General features: G+C 46.8%; 22 protein-coding genes and 2 pseudogenes. 20 read left to right on the plus strand and 4 right to left on the minus strand.

Annotated features, from left to right (window positions below; translation table 11 throughout):
• Positions 1-9 precede the first annotated feature (9 nt).
• The 5 genes from EBA31_RS16830 to EBA31_RS16850 all read left to right on the plus strand — a co-directional run bounded on the left by EBA31_RS16830 (position 10) and on the right by EBA31_RS16850 (position 4519).
• On the plus strand, positions 10-1074 hold the full coding sequence (locus EBA31_RS16830; protein WP_122079784.1) for a type IV secretion system protein: 1065 nt from the start codon (positions 10-12) through the stop codon (positions 1072-1074).
• Positions 1075-1287: 213 nt separating this feature from the next.
• Complete coding sequence (locus EBA31_RS16835; protein ID WP_122079785.1) at positions 1288-1971, plus strand: type IV secretion system protein; 684 nt, start codon at positions 1288-1290, stop codon at positions 1969-1971.
• Positions 1971-2870 carry a P-type conjugative transfer protein VirB9 gene (virB9, locus tag EBA31_RS16840; protein ID WP_057067599.1) on the plus strand — a complete coding sequence of 300 codons (900 nt, stop codon included), beginning with the start codon at positions 1971-1973 and terminating at the stop codon, positions 2868-2870. Before EBA31_RS16835 ends, virB9 begins: the two co-directional genes overlap by 1 nt.
• A 19-nt stretch (positions 2871-2889) precedes the next feature.
• Positions 2890-4140: a VirB10/TraB/TrbI family type IV secretion system protein gene (gene virB10, locus EBA31_RS16845; RefSeq protein ID WP_122079786.1), complete on the plus strand. Its 1251-nt coding sequence runs from the start codon at positions 2890-2892 to the stop codon at positions 4138-4140.
• On the plus strand, positions 4133-4519 hold the full coding sequence (locus EBA31_RS16850) for a hypothetical protein (protein WP_122079787.1): 387 nt from the start codon (positions 4133-4135) through the stop codon (positions 4517-4519). Before virB10 ends, EBA31_RS16850 begins: the two co-directional genes overlap by 8 nt.
• Here the strand turns inward: EBA31_RS16850 and EBA31_RS16855 are convergent.
• Positions 4450-5457, minus strand: coding sequence for a hypothetical protein (locus EBA31_RS16855; protein ID WP_122079788.1), 1008 nt, complete (start codon positions 5455-5457; stop codon positions 4450-4452). The genes EBA31_RS16850 and EBA31_RS16855 overlap by 70 nt on opposite strands.
• 37 nt (positions 5458-5494) lie before the next feature.
• Here EBA31_RS16855 and virB11 point away from each other — a divergent pair, with 37 nt between their 5' ends.
• The 13 genes and pseudogenes from virB11 to EBA31_RS16920 form a co-directional block, all read left to right on the plus strand.
• Positions 5495-6514 carry a P-type DNA transfer ATPase VirB11 gene (gene virB11 / locus EBA31_RS16860; protein ID WP_122079789.1) on the plus strand — a complete coding sequence of 340 codons (1020 nt, stop codon included), beginning with the start codon at positions 5495-5497 and terminating at the stop codon, positions 6512-6514.
• Positions 6511-6909 carry a cag pathogenicity island Cag12 family protein gene (locus tag EBA31_RS16865; protein WP_122079790.1) on the plus strand — a complete coding sequence of 133 codons (399 nt, stop codon included), beginning with the start codon at positions 6511-6513 and terminating at the stop codon, positions 6907-6909. Before virB11 ends, EBA31_RS16865 begins: the two co-directional genes overlap by 4 nt.
• A 44-nt stretch (positions 6910-6953) precedes the next feature.
• Positions 6954-7256 (plus strand): TrbM/KikA/MpfK family conjugal transfer protein, encoded by a 303-nt coding sequence (locus tag EBA31_RS16870; RefSeq protein ID WP_048216031.1) that lies wholly within the window; start codon positions 6954-6956, stop codon positions 7254-7256.
• Positions 7257-7303: 47 nt separating this feature from the next.
• Complete coding sequence (locus EBA31_RS16875) at positions 7304-7609, plus strand: hypothetical protein (RefSeq protein WP_044711683.1); 306 nt, start codon at positions 7304-7306, stop codon at positions 7607-7609.
• Positions 7610-8384: 775 nt separating this feature from the next.
• The gene (locus EBA31_RS16885) at positions 8385-10121 is read left to right on the plus strand and encodes a type IV secretory system conjugative DNA transfer family protein (RefSeq protein ID WP_122079791.1); all 1737 of its coding nucleotides are present in this window, start codon (positions 8385-8387) and stop codon (positions 10119-10121) included.
• Between the two features lie 8 nt (positions 10122-10129).
• Entirely contained in the window at positions 10130-10933 is an 804-nt protein-coding gene (mobC, locus tag EBA31_RS16890) for a MobC family replication-relaxation protein (RefSeq protein ID WP_122079792.1), read from the plus strand.
• The gene (locus EBA31_RS27105) at positions 10926-11063 is read left to right on the plus strand and encodes a hypothetical protein (RefSeq protein ID WP_238387474.1); all 138 of its coding nucleotides are present in this window, start codon (positions 10926-10928) and stop codon (positions 11061-11063) included. Before mobC ends, EBA31_RS27105 begins: the two co-directional genes overlap by 8 nt.
• Before the next feature lie 291 nt (positions 11064-11354).
• Positions 11355-11975 (plus strand): DNA methyltransferase, encoded by a 621-nt coding sequence (locus EBA31_RS27110; RefSeq protein ID WP_369982360.1) that lies wholly within the window; start codon positions 11355-11357, stop codon positions 11973-11975.
• A 241-nt stretch (positions 11976-12216) separates the two neighbouring features.
• On the plus strand, positions 12217-13290 hold the full coding sequence (locus EBA31_RS16900; RefSeq protein WP_122079793.1) for a patatin-like phospholipase family protein: 1074 nt from the start codon (positions 12217-12219) through the stop codon (positions 13288-13290).
• Positions 13291-13313: 23 nt separating this feature from the next.
• Positions 13314-14378, plus strand: a complete 1065-nt coding sequence (locus EBA31_RS16905; RefSeq protein WP_162302902.1) for a cyclic GMP-AMP synthase DncV-like nucleotidyltransferase — start codon at positions 13314-13316, stop codon at positions 14376-14378.
• Entirely contained in the window at positions 14375-16144 is a 1770-nt protein-coding gene (locus tag EBA31_RS16910; RefSeq protein ID WP_122079795.1) for a ThiF family adenylyltransferase, read from the plus strand. The genes EBA31_RS16905 and EBA31_RS16910 overlap by 4 nt, the downstream gene beginning before the upstream one ends.
• A complete protein-coding gene (locus tag EBA31_RS16915; RefSeq protein ID WP_162302903.1) occupies positions 16119-16580 on the plus strand; it encodes a Mov34/MPN/PAD-1 family protein in 462 nt (153 codons plus the stop codon). The genes EBA31_RS16910 and EBA31_RS16915 overlap by 26 nt, the downstream gene beginning before the upstream one ends.
• An 82-nt stretch (positions 16581-16662) precedes the next feature.
• A pseudogene (locus EBA31_RS16920) lies at positions 16663-16927 on the plus strand (transposase); the annotation flags it as partial.
• Between the two features lie 169 nt (positions 16928-17096).
• Here the strand turns inward: EBA31_RS16920 and EBA31_RS16925 are convergent.
• Both EBA31_RS16925 and EBA31_RS16930 read right to left on the minus strand, forming a co-directional pair.
• Positions 17097-17381, minus strand: coding sequence for a DUF3892 domain-containing protein (locus tag EBA31_RS16925; protein ID WP_122079797.1), 285 nt, complete (start codon positions 17379-17381; stop codon positions 17097-17099).
• A 473-nt stretch (positions 17382-17854) separates the two neighbouring features.
• The gene (locus EBA31_RS16930) at positions 17855-18802 is read right to left on the minus strand and encodes an ArdC family protein (RefSeq protein ID WP_122079798.1); all 948 of its coding nucleotides are present in this window, start codon (positions 18800-18802) and stop codon (positions 17855-17857) included.
• Between the two features lie 839 nt (positions 18803-19641).
• On the opposite strand from EBA31_RS16930, the gene EBA31_RS16935 reads away from it, so the two are divergent.
• Positions 19642-20001, plus strand: coding sequence for a mCpol domain-containing protein (locus EBA31_RS16935; protein WP_122079799.1), 360 nt, complete (start codon positions 19642-19644; stop codon positions 19999-20001).
• A gap of 9 nt (positions 20002-20010) precedes the next feature.
• Entirely contained in the window at positions 20011-20613 is a 603-nt protein-coding gene (locus EBA31_RS26830) for a hypothetical protein (protein ID WP_162302904.1), read from the plus strand.
• Between the two features lie 419 nt (positions 20614-21032).
• Here the strand turns inward: EBA31_RS26830 and EBA31_RS16950 are convergent.
• A pseudogene (locus EBA31_RS16950) lies at positions 21033-21146 on the minus strand (patatin); the annotation flags it as partial.
• Between the last annotated feature and the right edge of the window lie 392 nt (positions 21147-21538).

Consider the following 21538-nt stretch of genomic DNA (forward strand, 5'->3'; position numbering starts at 1 on the left):
GAGGTTAATATGCCTGGTGGTGTATTTATCGGTGTTGAAAAACACCTGATAGGGGGAGTCACCGACGCAACAAAGGGACTGATGATGTCATACTCCGCCATGATGCTGGGACTGGCGGCAACGTCAGCGACACTTTATATCATGTGGCGTGGATACCAGAGCCTGGCAGGTAAGTTGTCCACACCCATGGAGGACGTCATGTGGGACATCATAAGAATGGCCATCATCCTGTCCTTTGTGGCCAATGTCAGCGGTTATCTCGACGGGGTCATTGACGCTATCAATGGCTTAAAAGACGGCTTTTCCGGCAACGATAATATATGGCAACTACTGGATAGCTTATGGGATAAAGCGAAGGTATTAGGCAAAACGTTACACGACATGGATAATTCAACGTACATAAAAGACGAGGGCATCACAGCTCAATTTTATGTCTGGCTGGGAATATTCGTATTAATGACTATTACAGCCTTTGTTGCAATGATCGCAGAGGTTATGGTTTTGCTGCTCAGCATCACAGCCCCCGTATTTATCTTTTGTCTCATGTATGGCTTTTTACGTCCCATGTTTAACAACTGGCTGCAAAATATTTTCGCAGCCATATTAACGGTTCTGTTTTCTGCATTGTCGCTACGAGTGGTTGTCAATTATTTAAACTCCCGTTTAGATATTGCCACACAAATATCTGCACAATCTAATATTGTGGAGCTAGGTGCTCAGGTCTGTCTCGCTGGGGTCTGCGCGGCAATAATGGTATACCTTTCCGCAAAACTGGCCGGAGCGCTAGCCGGGGCGGGAGCGACTGTCTCCATGCAGGGACTGTCCGCCGTGGGTATAGGCGCAGCGGCGTTTGGTGCAGGGAAATTAGCCGCAGGAGCCGGGAAGCAGACAACCCGCGCAATTCAGGACAATCTTCAGGGATGGAGAGATGCCAGTACAGATAAACCCGGCAGCGGCCCGGGATACAGAGCTGCTCAGGCACGTAAGTATGCCATTGAGCAAATGATCGCCAGGAACGAGGCCCGGCGGCTGGCAAAATCAAGAGAAACAACCGTTCAGAAATTTCATCGTTAAACTTGTCATCCCTTGCATACTATTTCCGTCAATCCCCCCGGCGCTAACACTACCCTCTATCCAACCCACTGAGGAAACATCCCATGAAACGCTTGATTGCGCTGATTTTACTGTGCGCGCTTTACGGCTGTGCACAGTCACCCCATCCCCTGGCCTTTAGTGGGCATGGCATCCCGGTAAACACGCCTCAGATTATGGCGGAGTTAAACAATCATGAGTGAACAGTCAATCATTGCTGATTCCCGCACCTTTGAGCAGAAAATGATTGAGCGGGACAAACGCGCCACGAAGGCCGGGTTTATGGTTGGCGGCGCGGGCTTACTCATTGCCATACTGGCACTCACCACTGTGGTGCTGCTATTACCGCTGAAACAGACAGTTATTGAGTTGTACGCTGTAGATAATCATACCGGACGGGTGGAACACGTCACCCGAGCGTCAAAAACGAGTCTGACAGCGGAAGAAGCTTATCAGAAGGCGATGACCTCAAGTTACGTCAGAGTGCGTGAACGTTACATTTACCCTGCCCTACAGGACGATTATTCAACGGTACAGGTCTATAACAGCCCTCAGGTTAATGATGATTATCTGACACTTTATTCAGGAAAAGACGCCCCGGATAAGGTGTACCAGAATGAGGCCCACACCGTACATATCGACATCCTGTCTAATCAGATCACCGAAGGCACTGCCCCCGATAAAGTCGCCACCCTCCGTTACAAAAAAACTATCCGCCGCCTCGCTGATAGCAGTACGCGTACAGAATACTGGGATGCCCACCTGACATTCCACTCCGACCCAAGTAAGGAAATGAGCGATACAGAGCGGGAAGTTAACCCGTTCGGTTTTACGGTGACCAGTTGGCAGGCAGATCGTGAAATCAGAGGAGTTGAATAATGAAAATTATCATCCTTTTCGCACTGGCGATGTGCGGTATAGCCTGGGGTGCTGCAATACCACAAGCAAGCCGCTACGACGCCCGTCTCCAGCAGGTTGTCTATAACCCGTTTAACGTCACTGTCGTCAATACCCGACCCGGTTTCGTAACCACGCTCATCTTTGACAATGACGAAGCGGTTATCAGTGCTAAACCAGGTTTTGAGGACGCATGGGAAGCCACAACAGACGCAAACCGGGTCAGTATCCGCCCGGTAGCCCTGATTCAGGGTGCCCCCGGAGTGGACGGTAATACAGCGCAGGTGGTCATTCCTCCCAACAGTCACGACTGGCATACCAACATGCTAATCGTTACCACTCGGCGGCTGTATAACGTCGAGCTAAACGTCATCGATGAAAAATCATCGCAGCAGCCTGCTTTTCAGGTGAGTTATCGCTATCCCGATGAAGCACACGAAAAAGCGGGCCGTGAAGTCACAACCAAAGCGCGGGAACGAGAGCAGAAACAACAGCAGGCCGATATCCAGCAGGCTCTTAACGCCGCGCAGACGCCACGAAACTGGGACTATCTCAAATATCCGGGGAGCAATAGCACACGTATCGTTCCGGACTTCGCCTATGACGATGGTCGCTTTACGTTCGTGGGCTTTTCCCCAGCTAAATCCATACCCTCTTTGACGAAAGAGCTAAACGGCCAGGAGCATGTGGTTAACAGCAGTGTCCGCAGGAAAGGCAACTTCACCGTACTGGTCATTCAGGAGGTTACCCCCCGTCTGGTCCTGCGTTCCGGTGGCGCTGTGGTCGGCCTGGAAAATCGTGGTTTCGGCAGGGTTCAGGTCGCAGATGGTGCCACAGTCTCCCCGCAAGTTGAGCGAGTGGAAAAAACCGCAACCCATTAACAGCTGAGGAACTGTACACATGAATGACGAACATCTGCATCCTGTGCCAGATGAATCCAGGTCCTGTCCGACACAGAAGGATGATGATATTGCTGCGCTTGAGCGCGAGGCCCGCGCCAAGCGTGAAGCTGTGCTTCACACCTGGCAGGATGATGACAATAACGATCCAATACAGCCGGCTGTCAATAAACTGAAAAAGCGCCAGCAGGGGAAAGCCACCGCTTTTCTGGCATTCGCTGCCGTTGCCCTGATTGCACTGGCGTGGGGGGGTAACTGGATATACCACAATCTTCTTTGGCAGCCAGGTGAAGAAAAGCCTCAGGAAACTGTGGCCCCGACAGATCGGACCGATTCTCGACAGCGTACCGATCTGGGTACGCACTATATCGACGTGAAAACACCAGAACCGGCGGACAACAACCCTGGTAGTACGACACCCAACGGATCGGAGGCTCTGCCCGACTTAGATAAAGCCCGTTTTCTGGTGCGCCGGGAGGGTTCAGGTTCAGCGGTACGAAATCCGGTACGGACCCGGCATCAGGAAATGACGCAGGTATCCTCAGCCAGGCAGCCGTCAGGGACACAATCTTCTGATACCGGTCAGCCGCTAAACACCTCGTCGCTACAGCCGGAACAGTCCCCGACAGCGGTCCGGCGAATTCCTTATAATCCCGATCTGTACGTGCCGGAAAATACCGCTATTCCCTGCTCACTGGATTACCGTTTTGTCTCAGATCGGGCTGGAAAAATCCGCTGCACGATCGCCGAAGACATCTGGAGCGCCAGCGGTAATACAAAGCTGATAGAAAAAGGGACCACCGCCACGGGGATGTACCAGACTGGCGCAGAAACAGGAATGACGCATGGACAGGGACGCGCCTTCATCATCATCACGAAACTGCGTACCCGCCAGCCCCCTTTCCTTGATATTCCGCTGGTCGATACGAATGCTGCCGGAGAACTGGGCGAGGCTGGCGTTGATGGCTGGATAGACTCGCATTTCAGGGAGCGATTTGGAGGCGCATTACTGGTCGGTATGATCCCTGATATTGGCGCATGGGCATCCAACAGCGCCGGTCAGAAAGATCGGAATACCGACTATACAGAAAACAGCCGTCAGGCTATGGCAGATATGGCACGTACCACGCTAGAAAACAACATTAATATCCCACCGACTCTCTACAAAAATCAGGGTGAAATCATCAACCTGGTCACAGGGCAGGATATTGATTTTTCAGGCATCTACACGCTGAGGATGAAGAGTGAATAATCGAAAGTTTTTGTTTGGTGTCACGGCGACAGACATCATCGTAAGGGACGATTTCAGCAATGCTGTCGTCAACGACTTACTGTCACACCTTACCGGAATCAGAAGAATAGTCATGACATGCTATCGTGCAAGCGGCGCATTGGCAGAGCTCAGTATTGGCTCAGGTGAAGGACAAACGTTCTGTATCACCATCAGTGAAGGCCCTTTAGATGCACCGCCCTTTTCCCCGGACGATATCCGGCTGGCACATAAGCAGATATCGCTGCCTGACGTCACCGATATACTCATTCTTGTGACGACATTAGCCCGCTACGCCGGGCTTTCCCCCTCCGTCTCCACCGATGAAGATTCATCTTCCCTGCTGGAGTTCAGCTCGTAGTAAATCGCCAGTTGACGCAGCTTTGATATTTCAAGGTTGATAACGCTTTTTCCTGTGCTGTTTTCCCGCTCGGAAACAACCGGATTGAGTAGAAATATACGGAAATATCTGACGTTTTTAGTGTCCAGAATCTCATCGATATAATGACCAAACCGCCCTTTCGCCATCAGATCTTTACTGACATACAGACGAACAGGCTTCCCCTCATGTTTATCAAAGAAATTAATCAGAAAACCTCGACCATACCGATGCATTAGGGTTCCACCGCCATAGATGACGCCCGAATACGGATTTGCCAATCCACGCTGTATATGCGTTATATATTCATGTAGATAGACCTGATCGTGGTGCATGATCCTGAGTCTCAATGCCCTGAACTCATCCTGAGGCAGCGTTTCTTTCGCTTCCTGCCATGTATCGATAAGTCGCTGAAGCTGGTTGGTTCGCGTGTAGCGACTCCAGCGGGGCTCTTCATTTGTCCCCGTTTTATCATCATCCCCGACCGTTTTTCTTGTGTGAACAGGTGTAACAAGCTTCACAGGATCGGATGGTTCGCCATCAGGATCATTAATTGAAGGGTCAAAGCAGTTGATATAGTCCGTCAGCTTTTGCTTTGCTTTTCGTTCTGTGAAATCAACCTCTGACTCGTCTGGACGCCGGTCCTGATCCGCATCCTCGGTGAATTCGAGCCATTCACATCCGAACTTGTGAGGATGAGGTGAACGGAAGTGCGCAGCCTTGAATTTCTCACCATCTTCAGCTTTGACGTGATAGTTAACACCGCTAATGGTGACATCACAGTTGCGATCGCTACATGAAAAAGTGAACCGCTTCCTTTCCTCCGGCTTTCTGGAAAAAAATTCCGTTCGCGCTTCATCAATGGACAAACAGCGCCCGAGTTCATGGCAATAAGCGAACAGTACTTTCGTCTTCGACATACTCCCTCCACAAATGTATCCGATACAAGGATATCACATGAAAAACATCTCTCTCGACCGCTATACACAGCGATTTTTTGGCGATTTTATTGCTCATCCTGGACTAACAGAAATCGCCGTCAACCGCCCGGGCGAGCTATTTACCAAAATTGATGGTGTCTGGGAGCTGCACAGTGTTTCGCTGGATTATGAGGGGTGCTATAACTTCGCCAGATGCCTGGCAAAGCATCAAGGCGACAATATTGAAGATATCAAACCGGGGCTGTCAGCCACGCTGGAATCCGGTGAACGTTGTCAGGTTATTGTCCCTCCGGCCTGTGAGCGCAACACCGTCTCCATAACTATCCGAAAGCCGTCACAGGTACAAATTCCCCACCAGAGCTACATTGATGCCGGTTTTTACAACAGGGTAACAGGCGCAGAAACCACTCAGACACACGACCAGGAATTATTGGGCCTGTATACCGCCAAAGATATCCCGCGTTTCATGGAGAAGTGCGTGGAGTACGGTAAAACTATCGCAGTGGCCGGGGAAACCAGTACCGGGAAGACAACCTACATGAAGATGCTGATTGGTTTTATTCCTCGCCATTTGCGTATTACGACCATTGAAGATAATCCGGAAATCACCTTTTTTGTTCATAAAAACTATGTCCACCTCTTCTATCCGTCCGAATCAGCAGATGAAAAAGGCTCGATTGTGACGCCAGCCAGTCTTCTGCGCTGGAATTATCGCATGAATCCCGACCGTATATTGTTAACCGAAGTGCGCGGTGGTGAAGCCTGGGATTTTCTCAAAATAACCGGCTCCGGCCATGAAGGCAGTATGACTTCCCTTCATGCGGGTTCAGCAATAGAAGCGGTAGACGGTTTTATTACTCGCTGTTATGAAAACCCACAATGCGCCCGGCTGCCCTACACGTTTATATTACGCAAAGTGCTGGACAGTCTGGATGTTATTGTCAGTATTGATTTAGACGGCAACGTGCGCCGGATGAATGATATCTATTTCCGGCCACTGCACCGTAATGCCTTCTTCGAGGAGATGAAAGCATAATGAAAACCATCAATATACTGTTATTTTTAATGGTGCTTACCGGCTGTTCGTCACCACCCCCACCGGTATCTGTTGAATGGGATAAATCGGGCGAGTCAGTGAATATCAATTTATCGCAATGGAATGACAACCCCGTTATTAATCCTTCCCCAGTCGTTAATGGGAAGTGGTTATTGTCCGTTCACTCAACGCAGTTTAACGAGACACTCTGGACCCCCGACGTATTTTACGCAGTTGCGCATTCGACGCGTATTGTTGTTGCTGCACCATCAGGCACAGCATTCTTTACTGCAACAAGCTGGCTTCGCCAGCATGGCGCAAAAGGTGTTATTGAATATCAACCTGCAACTCAGTGCCTGGCATGTAGCGATACCTATATTTATTTTTCACATTAAATATACCGATATCCTGGTACAGAAATTATGGTAAGGACTTCATCATGAAATACGCCACCATTGCGATGGTAATGCTGTGCATTGCCATTGTGCCCCCTGTTTATTGCTTCGCCGCGGCCCCATGCGAAGTCGTGCTTTGTATGTACGGGAAAGCGACCGGAAACAGTGGAGGGAGTGAGTGCCATTCAGCTGAAAAAACTTTCTTTAATATCGTCAAAAAGAATAAACACGGATTTTTACCCGGTCATACACTGAATGCCAGAAAAGCTTTCCTCGGAGAATGTGTCAGTGCCGACCCGGAGGCGGTGAATAAAATCCTGTCCAGATTTGGCAGGCTCAGAGGATAATAACCACCCGATCATTATGTTAGTACATTTTTTGGGGAGAAATAAATATGGATAAAGAAAACCTTTTTATTTCCAACATCCACTCAATGCATCATGACAGAATATCGGTCGGAGCCGTGTACAGAAAGTTCTCTGAGGAAGCGAATCAGGGATGCGGCCTTTACTATGAGATCTATGAAAGTAGACTGATCAGTTTATTGCGACATCATCTTTCGCGTCTTAATGAACAGGATGCTGACAAACTCAGACGATACGCCGAAAATCAGGGAACGAAAGTCGATGATGAAACCTACCGGGAGGTATTAAAGGCTGAACAGGAATGCCGGGCTGAAATATATCGCGAACAGGTGTGAACCACCAGTAATTACAATATGCTTCACAGCGCCACAGATTGACAGACGGCGGGGTTCAGGCTGGCTAATTTCTGGCTTCAATTTTGGAGAAATTGTTAAGCCGTGAAATAAGCCAGTGGAACGCGGACAGAAAATTCAATTTCGCAGAAATTGTTAATTTTCAGGCACCGCATCCACCTGCGAACATTCGCCCACAGCGAATTAAGCCGGCCGGGGGAGCCGCAAAAATTTTGCCGCCCCAGCGAGCAAAAAGGCACGCCCACGTGCCGTTTTTTGTGGGGGGCTTGCCCCGCACACCGTCAAGCCAGGTAATATTTCCCGCCCCAGCGGGGATATTACCGATCAGGCGCGACCAACCCCTTTAAAGCAGCGTTCCCGTTTTTTGGCGCTTGCGAGAAAAAACAGGCAAAACGCGCGTCTTAAAGGGGTTGGTCGCGCGTAGCGGGCGACGGTGTGCCGCCTTTGACCCTGGGGGTTTTGGCGAGGCGTCCAGCCGCGACATTACCCCCATGTGATATGCAGTGAGAGCGTCCAGCACGAGCGTAATGTCACAGGCCGTTGCCCGTCATTCGCGCGTTTCAGGAGACTGACGACCATGCGTCGGCTGTTTTCTGAAAGCGCGGATAACGGGCATGAGCGTCGGAGACGTTCATTGCTTTTCATCCTTTTATGGGCGTCACCAATAGGCGTCGCGTATGGGCGCGGGGTGTGACGTCCATCGATGACGTCCATGTGATGCTCCCTTCACACCGAAATCAGACCGGAGATCACTGCGATGGGAATCCATCTGATGCAAAGGCTGAATGCCTTTTCGGATGCCTTTTCTTTTTTTCTGCTCTGGCTACAACACAACCCGGTAATATTGTCCGTATTTGCCGGGCTGACGCTGCCATTCATCTTTCATCTGCCACGTGAAGAAAGAAAAAATGCCCCCCTCTGGTTAAAATCGGTAGCGGGTGTATCCACCTTCTTTTTCATATTTGGCACCCTGTCACCACTGACCATTCAGGGGCTGAGTTTTTTCTTTAAAGTGCTCGATAATGACATCCTGCTCAGATTATCACTCTGGATATTGACTGTCGGATTTACGCTTGCAGGTCTGGCTTTTCATATTGCAATCCGAAGGCTGCTGACGGGTGAAATCGACAGTCTGAAACATCGGATGATTAAAAAAAGCAAGCTGGAAAGAAATGTCAGAACGGATGTTCGTGAAGTCAGAGACATGTTACCTGACAGCATTGCGTATAATCCGCTGGATTATATTGACCTGAATAACGGTATTTTTATCGGGCTGGATAAAGACAACCAGCCGCAATATATCACCGCCGAAGAATTTCAAACTCAACACGCTGACCTTATCGGCACCACAGGCTCTGGTAAAGGCGTCAGTGCCTGTGTATTGCTTTATCAGGCAATACTTTCAGGTGAAGGCGTATTTGTCGAAGACCCTAAAAATGATGAGTGGGCACCGCATGTACTGCGGGAGGCTTGTCAGAAAGCCGGAAAGCAATTTGTCATTATTAACCTGAATGACCTTAATTTTCAGCTTGATTTACTGGCTGATATTTCTCATGAACAACTGGAGGAACTATTTAATGCCGGTTTCAGCCTGGGTAAAAAAGGCGAAGGCGCTGACTTTTACCGTATCGCCGATCGCCGAGCAGCCAGAAATACGGCAGCTATTTATGAAAAGGGAATGACATTACGTGATTTATTTAACACTGACTTTGTGAAATCCATCAGTGAAGATGTGCCTGCTTTTTATGGCGAGCTTGAGGAAATCGCTTTAGTGAATTCCATTAATGCCCGCAACGGATTTTCCTTAAAGACCATTTTTGATGAAGGCGGATGCTGTTACATCATCGGCTCGATGCGTAATCAGAAAATCATATCGGCTCAGCGAATGATTTTAACTCGCCTGATTCAGATAGCCGAAACGCGTGACCGGATAAAAGGCAAACCTCGTCCTGTCGCTATTTTCCTTGATGAACTCAAGTATCATCTTTCCCGCCCTGCGCTTGAGGGGCTTGGCGCTGCAAGGGACAAAGGTGTGCATATCATCATGGCCCACCAGTCGGTAAAAGATTTGTATGACTGTCCCGCAGATCTGGAGGGTGATGCTGTAGCCGGTTCGGTCATTGAGAACTGCAAGTTTATGCTGGTTTATCGCCTTCGCGATCCGGACACTGCTGACTGGGTGGCAAGGATGACCGGCTCTATTCTGGTAGACGATGAAATGAGGAAAGTTAAAACAGATATTTCCCTAACGGAGAAAATGGAAACAGACAGGATGATCCGCCAGGCTGAGCGATATTATATAGACAGCAACATGTTGCTTAACCTACCCCAATTTGTTGGTTTTGTTTTTACCCAGAATGATCTGGCGAAGGCAACCAAACTATTCCACATACCAGCGAAAAAGCAATATATCGACCTGTTTTCGTTTGAACATAAAAGAAACCTGCATAGCGAAAAAGAAAGCCCAATCCACAAACCCTCCATTAACCTATGAGGCTATCAATGCTTGTTCATAACGTTGCTGAAAGAAATGAAGCCGCAAAACGGAGAATGCGGGCATTGCTGTATTTTCTCAAGGAAGAAACGTTCTCTGATTTGCGGACCTTAAAAAAAGTTGTCGGCTATAAAGGAAAACATAACCATGCGATGTATAAACTGCTCAATAAAGCGGTTGAGATGGGCCTCCTGATTAAACACGAATATCCGGTATTGACCGGTAAAAAATCATTGTGGGGGATCACCATGCAGGGGCTGGCAATGGTGGTTAGCGCTAATGACAAGGTTTTCCCCGCCTATTTTGAGCCGGGAAAACTTAAACACTGGACGCTAGAACATCGCCTGTTAAACCAGCGAGTGAGGATCGCCCTTGAGCAAAAAGGTGGTAAAGACTGGCTTAACGGCGACCGGGGAGAGTTTATAACGCGCCACACAGGTGTCCGCCACCGACCAGATGGCATTATTACCTTAAGCAGCGGTGCCATCGTTGCGGTGGAAACAGAGCGAACGATGAAAACCCGCGCTCGTTACATCAGCATTATCAACAGTCATCTCGCCGCCAGCGACGCCGGACGTTGGCACTATGCGATGTATGTTATGCCGGATGGTAAAACTAAAGAATCGCTGGTCAGGCTGTTTGACAGTATCAGGACGGTGATGAGGAACAATGTTCCCGTCCCGTTTGATGCAAAGAACCGAGAAATGTTTCTCTTCCGCACCCTTGATGAACTGGAATATAGCGTCAGTGATGGGCACGAGGGCCCCTCTTCATCAGTTGATGGCGATGACGGGAGGGAACGCCATGCATGACATTTTGACTCATGGCGACTGCCTTGACGTACTGCGCAATATGCCGGGCAACTCTGTGGACAGCATTGTGACCGATCCGCCATATGGTATTAAATTCATGGGTAAAATGTGGGACTATGATGTCCCTTGACTGGCGATCTGGGAAGAATGTCTGCGCGTACTCAAACCCGGTGGTCATCTGCTGTCGTTCGCGGGTTCCCGCACTCAACACCGGATGGCAGCGCGTATTGAGGATGCGGGGTTTGAAATACGTGACATGATTGTATTTCTCTATGAGACCAGCAATGCTGCCAAGGTACTCATTGAAAGTTTATCGCCGGATCAGCTCAAATTGCTGGACGTGGCATTTGGACGTGACGGAATGCTGGGCTAGGTATACGGTTCGGGCTTTCCTAAATCTCATCACACGTTAAAACCAGCACTGGAGCCGATTACCCTTGCCCGCAAGCCATTCAAGGGGTCCATAGCATCCAACGTAGGCGTGTATGGTACCGGCGATCTGAACATTAGGGAATGCAGGATCCCTCTGGCAGAAGGGGAATCACCCTATGATTATCCAAATGGACCGGGAGGTTCCGATCCTAACCATATGTGGCGAGGCAGAAATAAAGGTAATGGTGATTCCCCCAAACAAGGAAACCCCGATGGCCGCTGGCCCGCCAATCTTATCCATGATGGCAGTGACGCAGTGCTTGCCTGGTTCCGGGATAGCCTTCAGCAGTTAGAAATTAGCAGCGCCAGTCGATTCTTCTATTGTGCAAAAGCCAGCAGAAAGGACCGTGGTGAGGGTAACAATCATCCATGTGTAAAGCCCACCGAGCTGATGCGTTACCTTTGCCGCCTGATTACTCCCACAGGCGGCACTGTACTTGATCCCTTTATGGGAAGTGGAAGTACCGGCAAAGCTGCGGCGATGGAAGGTTTCTGTTTCATCGGTATCGAGCGAGAAGAGGATTATGTGAACATTGCTCGTAGGCGTATTGCAGCAGCACGGAGTACCACGGTTCGTTCTGGCGATGCAGAAAGGCACATTAATTGTTGAAATCGGGTTAAATGCCTCTAAAAGTATTAGCTCAGATTTGAACTAACACTTTTATGACTCAGGGCCATAACCTAATCTGGCAGGCAACTTTGTACCAGGAACGGAAGTAGCTCACAGCACTTAGTGTTAACTGACGGGGTGCAGGTCACAGTATGTGATTATATCCAGCATGACTTGAAAAAAGGTTGGGATCACTATATATAGTAATTAACCCATTTCTCTTTTGGTATATATAGTGCAAATGAACCCATTTCGTGTTTTGTGCTTAGACGGTGGTGGAATGCGTGGTGTTTATCAGGCCACGTACTTACAGACTTTTTCTCAAAGGCTAAGTCAGACAGGTTTTAAACAGTCTGACCCTGGTTCTGCCTTCGATCTACTGGTAGGTACCAGTACAGGAGGGATCGTTGCCTGCGCATTAGCCGCTGGTATTCATCTTGAGAAGGTTCTTGAGCTTTACCAGACTTACGGTAAAGATATTTTCCCACGGCAGCGACTTCGTGCCCTTCCTTTTGTAGGTAAATACGTTCGCGGGTTATGCTCGGGACTAGCTTCAGGTGACTTTGCCTTACGCAAAGTGCTTAAAGATACCTTTGGTGAAGAAACTATAGGCAAAGTTTATGAACGCCGAGGGATTGGTTTAGCCATCACTACTTTAGATTTAAATCGTCACTCCTCAACTGTATTTAAAACACCGCATATGGCTCGCCTAAATGGACGAGACAATGATCGACTACTGGTTGATGTATGTATGGCAACTAGTGCTGCACCTATCCTCCGATCAATTGCACGCCTTGAGGAGCCAGGCTCTGGCGGAGCAATCGTCGATTACGTTGACGGTGGGCTCTGGGCTAATAATCCAGGTGCTGTAGGTATGATCGAAGCCCATGAAATTCTCCAGTTCAGGGGCGAGACTGAACGCCCTGTGCACTTATTCATGCTGGGCACTCTTCCTGTCCAGGGAGGTGAGGAACTTGCTAGTAGCAGTATGTTGCACCGTGGTGCTTTGGGATGGTCTGGCGGCCTCAAAGCAATCACTGCGAGTATGAATGCCCAGGCGGTTGCTTGCGATTATATGGCTCGGAAAATTGCCGAGTTGAGAGGCAATGGCAGTTTTGCATACCGAATGCCAGCTCAGTGCCCCTCTGGGGAGCTACACAAATATCTCGAAAATATGGATGACGCACGCCCAAGAGTACTAAATGCATTAGCCCGGCAGGCAGTGTCCGACGTTGATCACGCATGGGCTCTGGCCGAATCGAATAATCACATGAAAGAATTTCGAACCGCCCTGTCGATTAAATCTAATACCTAAATTTAAATCTCTGGGAGATCAGCATGACGTTAATTGACTGCAATAAAGAAATGAAAGGGTATCATTCAGAAAAAGTAACTCTGTCAAATACCGACCAGTCTGAAATGCGTGACCGTCGTGATAATGGAAGAAAACGGCTCGAAAATGGCCTGACTCGCTCCTCCCATCCATTGCCAAAAGACTTTAGCTCTCAAGGTTCTTATGCGATGCGCACCATGGTGCAGGACGATTTATGTGATTACGACATCGATGACGGAATTTATTTCAACAAAGAAGACCTTAAAGATGGAGACGGTAATTATCTTGGTGCGCAGGATGCACGAAAGCGAGTTCGAAAAGCGTTGAAAGACGACAGGCTGGCCTATGATGCTGTTGTTAAGACAAATTGCGTCCGCCAATTCTATCCTGATGGTTATCACATCGATATCCCAGTATACCGTTCATTTATCACAAAGGACTTTTGGGGTAACGAAACAACTGAATATGAGCTCGCCAGTGGCGATGAGTGGACTAAATCTGATGCCCGCAAGGTTACACGATGGTACAACAATGCTGTTGCTTCAGAGCTTAAAACTGGTCAGGCTGATACCAGCCAACTTCGCCGTGTTACAAAGCTGACCAAGAAAATGGCTCGTTCCCGTGCCTCATGGAAAAAGAAAACCACAAGCGGTATTTGTATTTCGAAATTAGTTGTAGATCATTTTGTTTGTCAGGCGGGCCGAGATGATGATGCTTTACGTGAAACGTGGAAGGTCATCAAATCTCAGCTTACATATAGCCAGCGCATCGGGCATCCAGTGTTTGCAGATAAGAATCTTGCAGAAGAAAACGATGAGGCCGTAATTTTCTTTCAAGAATGCCTAACTGAGGGGCTAAATGCACTTGAAGTGCTTGAAGAGTATAACTGCACTCGTGAAAAAGCCGCGCTTGCCTGGGATAAGGTTTTCAACACTGATTATTTCAGTACAGAAATCGCTCAGGACACCAACATGTCCAAATCTCTCATGCGCCCAGCTGTCAGCGCATCGGCATCTCTATCCTTCCCCGCTCACCCCGTCACACCTAATAAATCAGCGGGGTTTGCATGATGAGTTGGTTACTGGAGAATCCTGCGCGCTTTTTGCGTGAGCAGAAGGAGCTCAAACGCCTTGAGAGTGAGCAAGAGTGGCTAAATATGGCTTTGCGCTTTCAGAGTGATGGTAAGTTGTCAGTAGAAATAAACATGACTATTCATGGTCGTATTTATGAAGGGAAGATGACTTATCCGGACTCGTTTCCAGATTCTCCACCCTATATCCGTCCCAGAGATCGTTCCGAGAGGTGGTCAAACCACCAATATGGTGAAGGGGGGTCACTGTGTCTGCAATGGCGAGCTGATAACTGGCAGCCTGACATAACCGGGGCGGATATGGTGCTCAGTGCATTTGAGTTACTGAATACAGAGCAGCATCCCGAACTACCAAATTCAGTCCCTTCAGCACATCGTTTAACAGAAGGCCAGATTTTGCGGGGTTCGATCCGGCGCTTAATACTAACCACCGATATCATGGAAACTTGGAGTAATCTCCCCCCTCTATCCAGCGCCAGTTTAAAAACATCTACCCTGTTCAGTTCTGACAAGGCTATAACATTCATCACTCAGATTTCCGATACAGAGAATAATTTAAAAAACGTCGCAGACGTTCCACAAAGTCTTGGATCATTCACTTACTTACTTTCACTATCCGGAGAAGGGTGGGTGTTCAAAAGTGAAGGATTTGACTTGAAATTGAAAATTAAATCTGCAGAAGATTTAATTCAGGCGATATCAGATGAGGGCTTTGATACAGTAGACATTCTGGTTCAGGAAGATAATAAGTACAAGGCCAGAACGATAGTGTTACTAGGCCGTGATGGATCGTCATTGAGAACTTTTTACCTTAACCCTGGTGATGAACCCACTATACACGAATTCAGTATTATTTGGCCTTCATCCACAGAGCTTAGGTTATCAGAGGAATCACAACGGCTGACGAAGATCAGAATCGGAATAATTGGCCTAGGCTCAATGGGTAGTAAAATCGCAACATCGCTTGCCCGGTCAGGAATAAAGCGATTTTTGTTAGTTGATGATGATTACCTAGCTACCAGCAATATAGTGCGTCACGAGCTTTACTGGAATCATGTTGGCGAACATAAGGTAGAGGGCGTAAAAAGTGCACTTTCACTGATTTCTGCGGGCATTGAAGTCGATGCAAGTATTATTCGTCTGGCGGGACAAGAATCCTCGGTATTTATGGCTTCCATCCTTAATGACCTTTCAAAATGCGATCTGCTTATTGACGCAACAGCAAACCCCGAGGTTTTTCTTCAGTTATCCGCTCTTGCGAAACGCTATAAGATACCGCTGTGTTGGGGGGAAATCTTTGCAGGAGGGTACGGGGGAATGATTGCTCGTTCCCGCCCGGGTTATGACCCAAACCCTTTGGCCGTTCGCGACGCATTTTATAGTCATCTTTCAACTCTTCCTAAAGCGCCTTTTGATAGCGCCCAAAATTACGATGGCAGTGAAGAACAGCCTCTGACCGCATATGACAGTGATGTTGGATTTATCGCTACAGCGCTAACCAGGCTTGCTATTGATACAGCATTATCAAGAGATCCCAGCGTATTCCCTTACTCTCTATATTTACTCGGCATGCGTTGTGAGTGGATTTTTGAGCAACCTTTTGACACGCATCCAGTCCATGTGTCTGGAGCTGGATGGGATACCGATGACACAAGCGCCAGTGAGGAGGATCGTTTAGCTGCCCTACAAGCGATACTGCAAATTTATGAAGGAGAGGAACGTGCTGAACCTGATACTTCCGGCTGAACAACAGGCAGTTATAATGGACGCTCTATCTAAAGCCGGGCGCCGCGAAATTGGTGGGGTTTTAATGGGGGAACATATTGGACCTAATAAATTTATAGTACGTGAAATGACAGTACATCGTTGTGGTGCATTTGCCTACTTTGTCAGACGGCTTGAAGAAGCAATCAGTGGGTTCAGTAAATTTTTTAACGAAACAGGCCATAATTATCAGATATTTAACTATATCGGTGAATGGCACTCCCACCCATCTTTTGAACCGTACCCCAGCAGTAAGGACGACAGGTCCATGCTTCAAATTGTTCAGGATAAAAATGTTGGGGCAAACTTCGCGGTCCTTGTCATTGTCAAATCAGGTTCGAAAGGTGAGCTAATTATAACTGCTCACACCTATCTCCCAAATGGAACGAAAAGCGAATCAGAAATAACTTTGTTATGACCCTGGCCCCGAATATGCTCCAGTCATAATCAGGAATAACCGGCTTCATGTTGGCTGCATATTCTGGTAACCGGCAGATTTTTCGGCGAGGACCGTCAAGGATGTTTGCCGAGAGGCCGCTATTTCCGAAGCCAGCAACTACAACTGGAAGGCGAAATATGGCGGGATGGAAGCCGCTGATATCAAGAAAATCAAAGATCTTAAAGATGAGAATCGTCGTCTGAAGCAGATGTTCGCCGATCTGAGACTAGAATGCAGGGGGCTGAAATACGTCATCGAAAAAAGCTTTAAAAACAGCGATAAAGCGTGAGCTCGTTAGCTATATGCCCACGCAGTTTTCGATTACAAGAAAAATTATGTACCCATGGCAAAGCCTGCTTTCCAGGCGAATAGCGCCGGTGATTCAGCAGTTTTTAGTCTTCTGTTAAAGCAATAAAACGGAGACTACGACTTCGCCGTCTCCGGAGAATGATCTCATATGCTTCTCGAACATAGGGCAAGGGGTATTGTGCACGCTTAAAACTTCGGCAAGTTACCCAGATTATCGCGTTTGGTACTATTACGGTCTGTCGAAAGGTAAATGTCATCGATAACGTGAACATCTGCCCCGTTAACCCACTTACCATCTTTTCTGGTGATGGTTTTAAATTTTGTTGCTCCGTCGTTGATCAATTCTGCAACAAACTGCCTAGAATTGATTGTTGTATCAGCCTCGCCTTTACCACCTTTGATGATTTTCACATACTCAATGTGCTGGTTACTGGCATCCATGCGAACTGCCGAAATATAATACAGAGTCATTGTGTATCTCCTGATACGCTATCCCATATAGCCTTCTCCAGAATATATGCAGGTTGAACTTAGTCATATCAACCTGTTCCGGTATATAACACGCTGAAAGTTATCACAGATCAAAAAACGCCATGCCTCCCGGTTTGCCATTACAGTTCTCTGCGTATCAAAAATAAGCCAACTGAATAGCCACGACTTTCGTAGCTATTTTTCATTGTGAGGGGATAAGTTCTAACTTCAGCTCCTCGCTTGTTGCCAACTGTCATGCTGAATCGTGTTCTCACGGCCAGATCAAGTCTGAGCCAATACATCTAAAGCGATGAGCGGGCTGTTTGCCGCCCGCCCCCGCAGCCTGCGAATTTTTCCTGACACACCGTGCCACGAAAAATTCGCAGGGAGGTTATACCTTTAACACCACCACGACTCTTCCCATAGAAATATATGGTCAAAGCCGCATTCCTTTATGGTTTCTTACCCTGCCCTCAAGCTTTATCCATCAAATAACGATGCGCTTTTGATGCCACACTAGCGGCTTTGAAAATATATCGTTTGTCGTTCTTCAGTGCTTTCAGCCAGGAAGCAATATAGCTTTCGTGCTGGACCTTTCCGACAATCCCGAGATCCGCCATCAGAAACGCGCTTCCTAACTCGGCGATCAACTCCTCAAACGCATAATCCCCACTGCCAAATTTTCCTTTCATTTCACGGCTAAGCCTTTTTTTACCACCGCTCCAGTGAACCAGCTCATGCAGGCCGGTAGCGTAGAAATTAGCCGCATCTGAAAACAGATGGCGCTCCGGTAGCCGGACTTCATCAGTTGATGGTTGGAAAAAGGCGCTTTGCCCTTTCTCGATGATGTTTGCGCCGCTATTTCGGAACAGATTTTCAGCCTCCGACAACGGGGCAAAGGTTGCTTCTGGGTTAACTGTTTCAGTGGTCAGCGGAAGGCCATCAATTTGTTCAACATTGAACACATTGAAGGTTTTCAACATTGGGATCTGGTCGATTTCGCCGTCTTCGTTTTCTTTCTCTAAGGTTGTATAGAAAATGGCTGTCGTGCAGTGTTCACCTTTTCGAACCTGCCCGCCTACTGCCTGCGCCTGTTTGTAGGTCATCCACCGTGAATCACCGAAGCCCTGTTTTGACGCACTGCACCACAACAGCATGATATTCATTCCGCTATACGCGATACCGGTTGCGAAATTGGAAGGCACCCCAGACATACCCGGCACTCGTTGCCACGGGCAAGACCACGGTTTCACACCGGCTTCCAGCGCTGCAATAATGTTGTCAGTAACAGTCTGGTAAATGTCGGTTCTGGTTTTAGAAAATTTCGTTTTTGAGGAGCCTGACGAGTCCAGCGAGGATACGCTGGTCGCCGCTGCGGTGTTAGGAGCGCTTGTCCGGGTGGTATGCAGGGAAATAGTCATGATTGTTCTCCATCAGTCGTGTGATTTTCGTCTTTGTGTCGCCTGACGGTTCGCTTTCCCGGCATCGTTCTGCCCTGCAAGGGCGCAGCATGCGTGCTATTTACCCTTGCGGGACGGGTTGTGTTGGGAAACGATTAACCGGAAGCAGATATGAAGAACGAAAAGCGCACAGGAGAAAAAACTTGCCCCTGCATATCCGGGCTTAGCGCCCCTTACACCGCAGTGGTGAAAAGTAGATTTGGTGGTGTTGAGCCGAGGACAGGCACTGACAGGAGCATCATGTTGGTGTGAGCATGCTTTCCTGCCGGGCGAGACGATCCTGGTAACCGGGGGCGGTTTGTTCTTAAATTAATTGTCTCGTTCCGGCATCACTTACAACCGGGGCCGGGCAGCCTCATTATTGAACGCAGCATACAGTCTATTCACCACCTAGTTCTGTGGTAAGAGGTTTCTTGAAACTGGCCACAGCGCTCTAACCATGGAACCATTCTAAAAGGGCTTCACAAGTATATTATCTCACTTGATTTTAATGCCAATCTCATGAGAAATATTTAGTGTAAAGAGTTAATAATTATATTTTAAGTGTAGATTACAAGCAGAATAATTTAATCAATCCACATAATGAACATATAAAACCGCAACACACTTGATTCATTTAACAAGACGCAGGATTAAACTTATTAATATTAAAAAACACAAAATGGAAACCACATTTTGTGTCGAGTATAGATATGACTTACACAGCAACGTTTTTAAGTAAATAAATTCATTTGCAACTAAGCATTCAGAGTTGATATAATAATCAGTAAGATAAAAATTCATGACAGTTTGGAGTTAATATGTACATAGCGATAGATGGCGATGATGTTGGAAGAAAAATAACCGCATCATACTTATCCAACTCAGAAGAAAGGCTGATGCACATAAGCAACAAATTAAATGACACCACAAAAAAAATATCTAAAATGCTATCGTCCAATGGATTTGAGATAATTTTCCAAGCCGCAGATGGTGTTACAGCAAAAACAGAAAATGAAGTTAATCTTAACCTTGTTTTTGATAAGATAAAATCCTATTCCTTTGACGAAATTACATTTTCGGCTGGTGTGGGAGCGAATCTAAGAGAAGCTTATATTGCGCTGTTAAATTCTAAAAGCAACGGTAAGAATATGATTTCTATTTACAAAGACATATTATAATGGTGCAAAATGTTTAGAATAATAAGATTTGACTGGTTGTTAAAAACGGTATCAATAATTTCTCTGCTTGTCACAATACTTTCATTTTGGATCTTTAATACAGTTCTGTCTTCTGACTTAAGCCTGTTCAAATTGCTATCAATATCATCATTAGCATCCATTGTCATAAACTTTTTTCTCCTTTCATCAAAGATATCAAGACTAATATGGGGAACAATAAGATTTTTCAAGAAAGACATGTATCCTGACTTGAATGGAATTTGGGTAGGACATGTAATCACAGAAACAAATAATGAATTTGAAGTTCGCGCAAAAATAAAGCAAGCACTCCTTGTAACAAAGATAGAAATGCACGGCCCCACAGTTAAATCTGTTACACTAGAAGCAACGCCAACTAAGGAACTGGATAACAACAAATTGTACTATGTATATAAATCAACCCCTAAAAACCCTAACTGGAGCGAGTATATTGGGTCGACCATATTCGACGTAATCGAAAATAACAATGCGCTTCAACTTTCTGGTCGATATTATACAGATAGAAAGTCTGTGGGAAGGATATCAATAAAAAGAATATCACTCAACACTGACTCTGATATATCTTTTTATTAGCTATCGGGATACTTAAATTACCATAATCAACCATAGTCTTTTTTAAAATAAAAAACAATTTGCGCCACGGAGATATTAACTATGGGTAAACTCCTTTCAGTAGCCGCTTTCCCTAGATCCCCCCTGCACACTCATCTATTTTATCGAGACTGAACGCTATGGGAGACACCACTTGTATATAATTTCGAGGGCAATCAGAGTGGTGTTTTTTTCGCCACCCCATTAGACACTACAAGATAGCCATTATATTAAATTTCTTTTAACACACTAACCACACTGAAAAAATAACTAACATCTGAAAGATGAGTAAAATTCAAAAATTTTATCTACCGTTTACTTCTCTATTATACTTTTTATATCACTACCATTTTTTATGCCTAATCGCAAATTCTGATTTCCTGGTCAGGGTGACTGGAGGCAAGTATCCTGTCAATCTCAGCAAGCACACTGATTGTAAACATCCCTCTTGCCCCACCACCATTTAGGCTGAGTAACCGAACTCCATGGTCATTGACTACGTTCAATTCAGACATTGCCAACCTCATCACCAGAGAATATATCTATAAGATATGTCTGTTTTTTCTTTTCAATGTACAAATAATCAGTGCTTTTACAATTAGTATAAAACACTTTTATTTATAACAAATCATTGATTTAACCTTAAATAATTAAAATTATAAATTTTAACTCCAATTAAAGGGAAGCCCGCACCTGAAACGAAGAAGAATAAACTAACTTTCCCTAATTTTATGGCTCTTTGCGCTATGTAACATCTCAAGGCACTATCTGCCAGCGTAGTCCGATGTACCAAACTCTTTAGGCCCGCCTGATCTAACGTGAAGCCCCTCGGCATAGGCAAGCAAATTCCTAACGATAAGGCTGACTACGAGAACATTCCTGGCTACGCCAACAAGCGTTAGGCCAC

It is taken from the genome of Serratia sp. P2ACOL2, assembly GCF_003691565.1.
GTDB lineage: Bacteria > Pseudomonadota > Gammaproteobacteria > Enterobacterales > Enterobacteriaceae > Serratia > Serratia liquefaciens.

What these genes read in the sequence shown, in the direction of transcription:
- EBA31_RS26830 (WP_162302904.1), top strand. Translation starts at nt 20,011, where the DNA reads ATGTTTAGAATAATAAGATTTGACTGGTTGTTAAAAACGGTATCAATA.
- EBA31_RS16875 (WP_044711683.1), top strand. Translation starts at nt 7,304, where the DNA reads ATGGATAAAGAAAACCTTTTTATTTCCAACATCCACTCAATGCATCAT.
- EBA31_RS16830 (WP_122079784.1), top strand. Translation starts at nt 10, where the DNA reads ATGCCTGGTGGTGTATTTATCGGTGTTGAAAAACACCTGATAGGGGGA.
- EBA31_RS16930 (WP_122079798.1), bottom strand. Translation starts at nt 18,802, where the DNA reads ATGACTATTTCCCTGCATACCACCCGGACAAGCGCTCCTAACACCGCA.
- virB11 (WP_122079789.1), top strand. Translation starts at nt 5,495, where the DNA reads ATGAAAAACATCTCTCTCGACCGCTATACACAGCGATTTTTTGGCGAT.
- EBA31_RS16885 (WP_122079791.1), top strand. Translation starts at nt 8,385, where the DNA reads ATGGGAATCCATCTGATGCAAAGGCTGAATGCCTTTTCGGATGCCTTT.
- EBA31_RS16855 (WP_122079788.1), bottom strand. Translation starts at nt 5,457, where the DNA reads ATGTCGAAGACGAAAGTACTGTTCGCTTATTGCCATGAACTCGGGCGC.
- EBA31_RS16935 (WP_122079799.1), top strand. Translation starts at nt 19,642, where the DNA reads ATGTACATAGCGATAGATGGCGATGATGTTGGAAGAAAAATAACCGCA.
- EBA31_RS27105 (WP_238387474.1), top strand. Translation starts at nt 10,926, where the DNA reads ATGCATGACATTTTGACTCATGGCGACTGCCTTGACGTACTGCGCAAT.
- virB10 (WP_122079786.1), top strand. Translation starts at nt 2,890, where the DNA reads ATGAATGACGAACATCTGCATCCTGTGCCAGATGAATCCAGGTCCTGT.
- EBA31_RS16900 (WP_122079793.1), top strand. Translation starts at nt 12,217, where the DNA reads ATGAACCCATTTCGTGTTTTGTGCTTAGACGGTGGTGGAATGCGTGGT.
- EBA31_RS16910 (WP_122079795.1), top strand. Translation starts at nt 14,375, where the DNA reads ATGATGAGTTGGTTACTGGAGAATCCTGCGCGCTTTTTGCGTGAGCAG.
- mobC (WP_122079792.1), top strand. Translation starts at nt 10,130, where the DNA reads ATGCTTGTTCATAACGTTGCTGAAAGAAATGAAGCCGCAAAACGGAGA.
- EBA31_RS16835 (WP_122079785.1), top strand. Translation starts at nt 1,288, where the DNA reads ATGAGTGAACAGTCAATCATTGCTGATTCCCGCACCTTTGAGCAGAAA.
- virB9 (WP_057067599.1), top strand. Translation starts at nt 1,971, where the DNA reads ATGAAAATTATCATCCTTTTCGCACTGGCGATGTGCGGTATAGCCTGG.
- EBA31_RS16870 (WP_048216031.1), top strand. Translation starts at nt 6,954, where the DNA reads ATGAAATACGCCACCATTGCGATGGTAATGCTGTGCATTGCCATTGTG.
- EBA31_RS16925 (WP_122079797.1), bottom strand. Translation starts at nt 17,381, where the DNA reads ATGACTCTGTATTATATTTCGGCAGTTCGCATGGATGCCAGTAACCAG.
- EBA31_RS16905 (WP_162302902.1), top strand. Translation starts at nt 13,314, where the DNA reads ATGACGTTAATTGACTGCAATAAAGAAATGAAAGGGTATCATTCAGAA.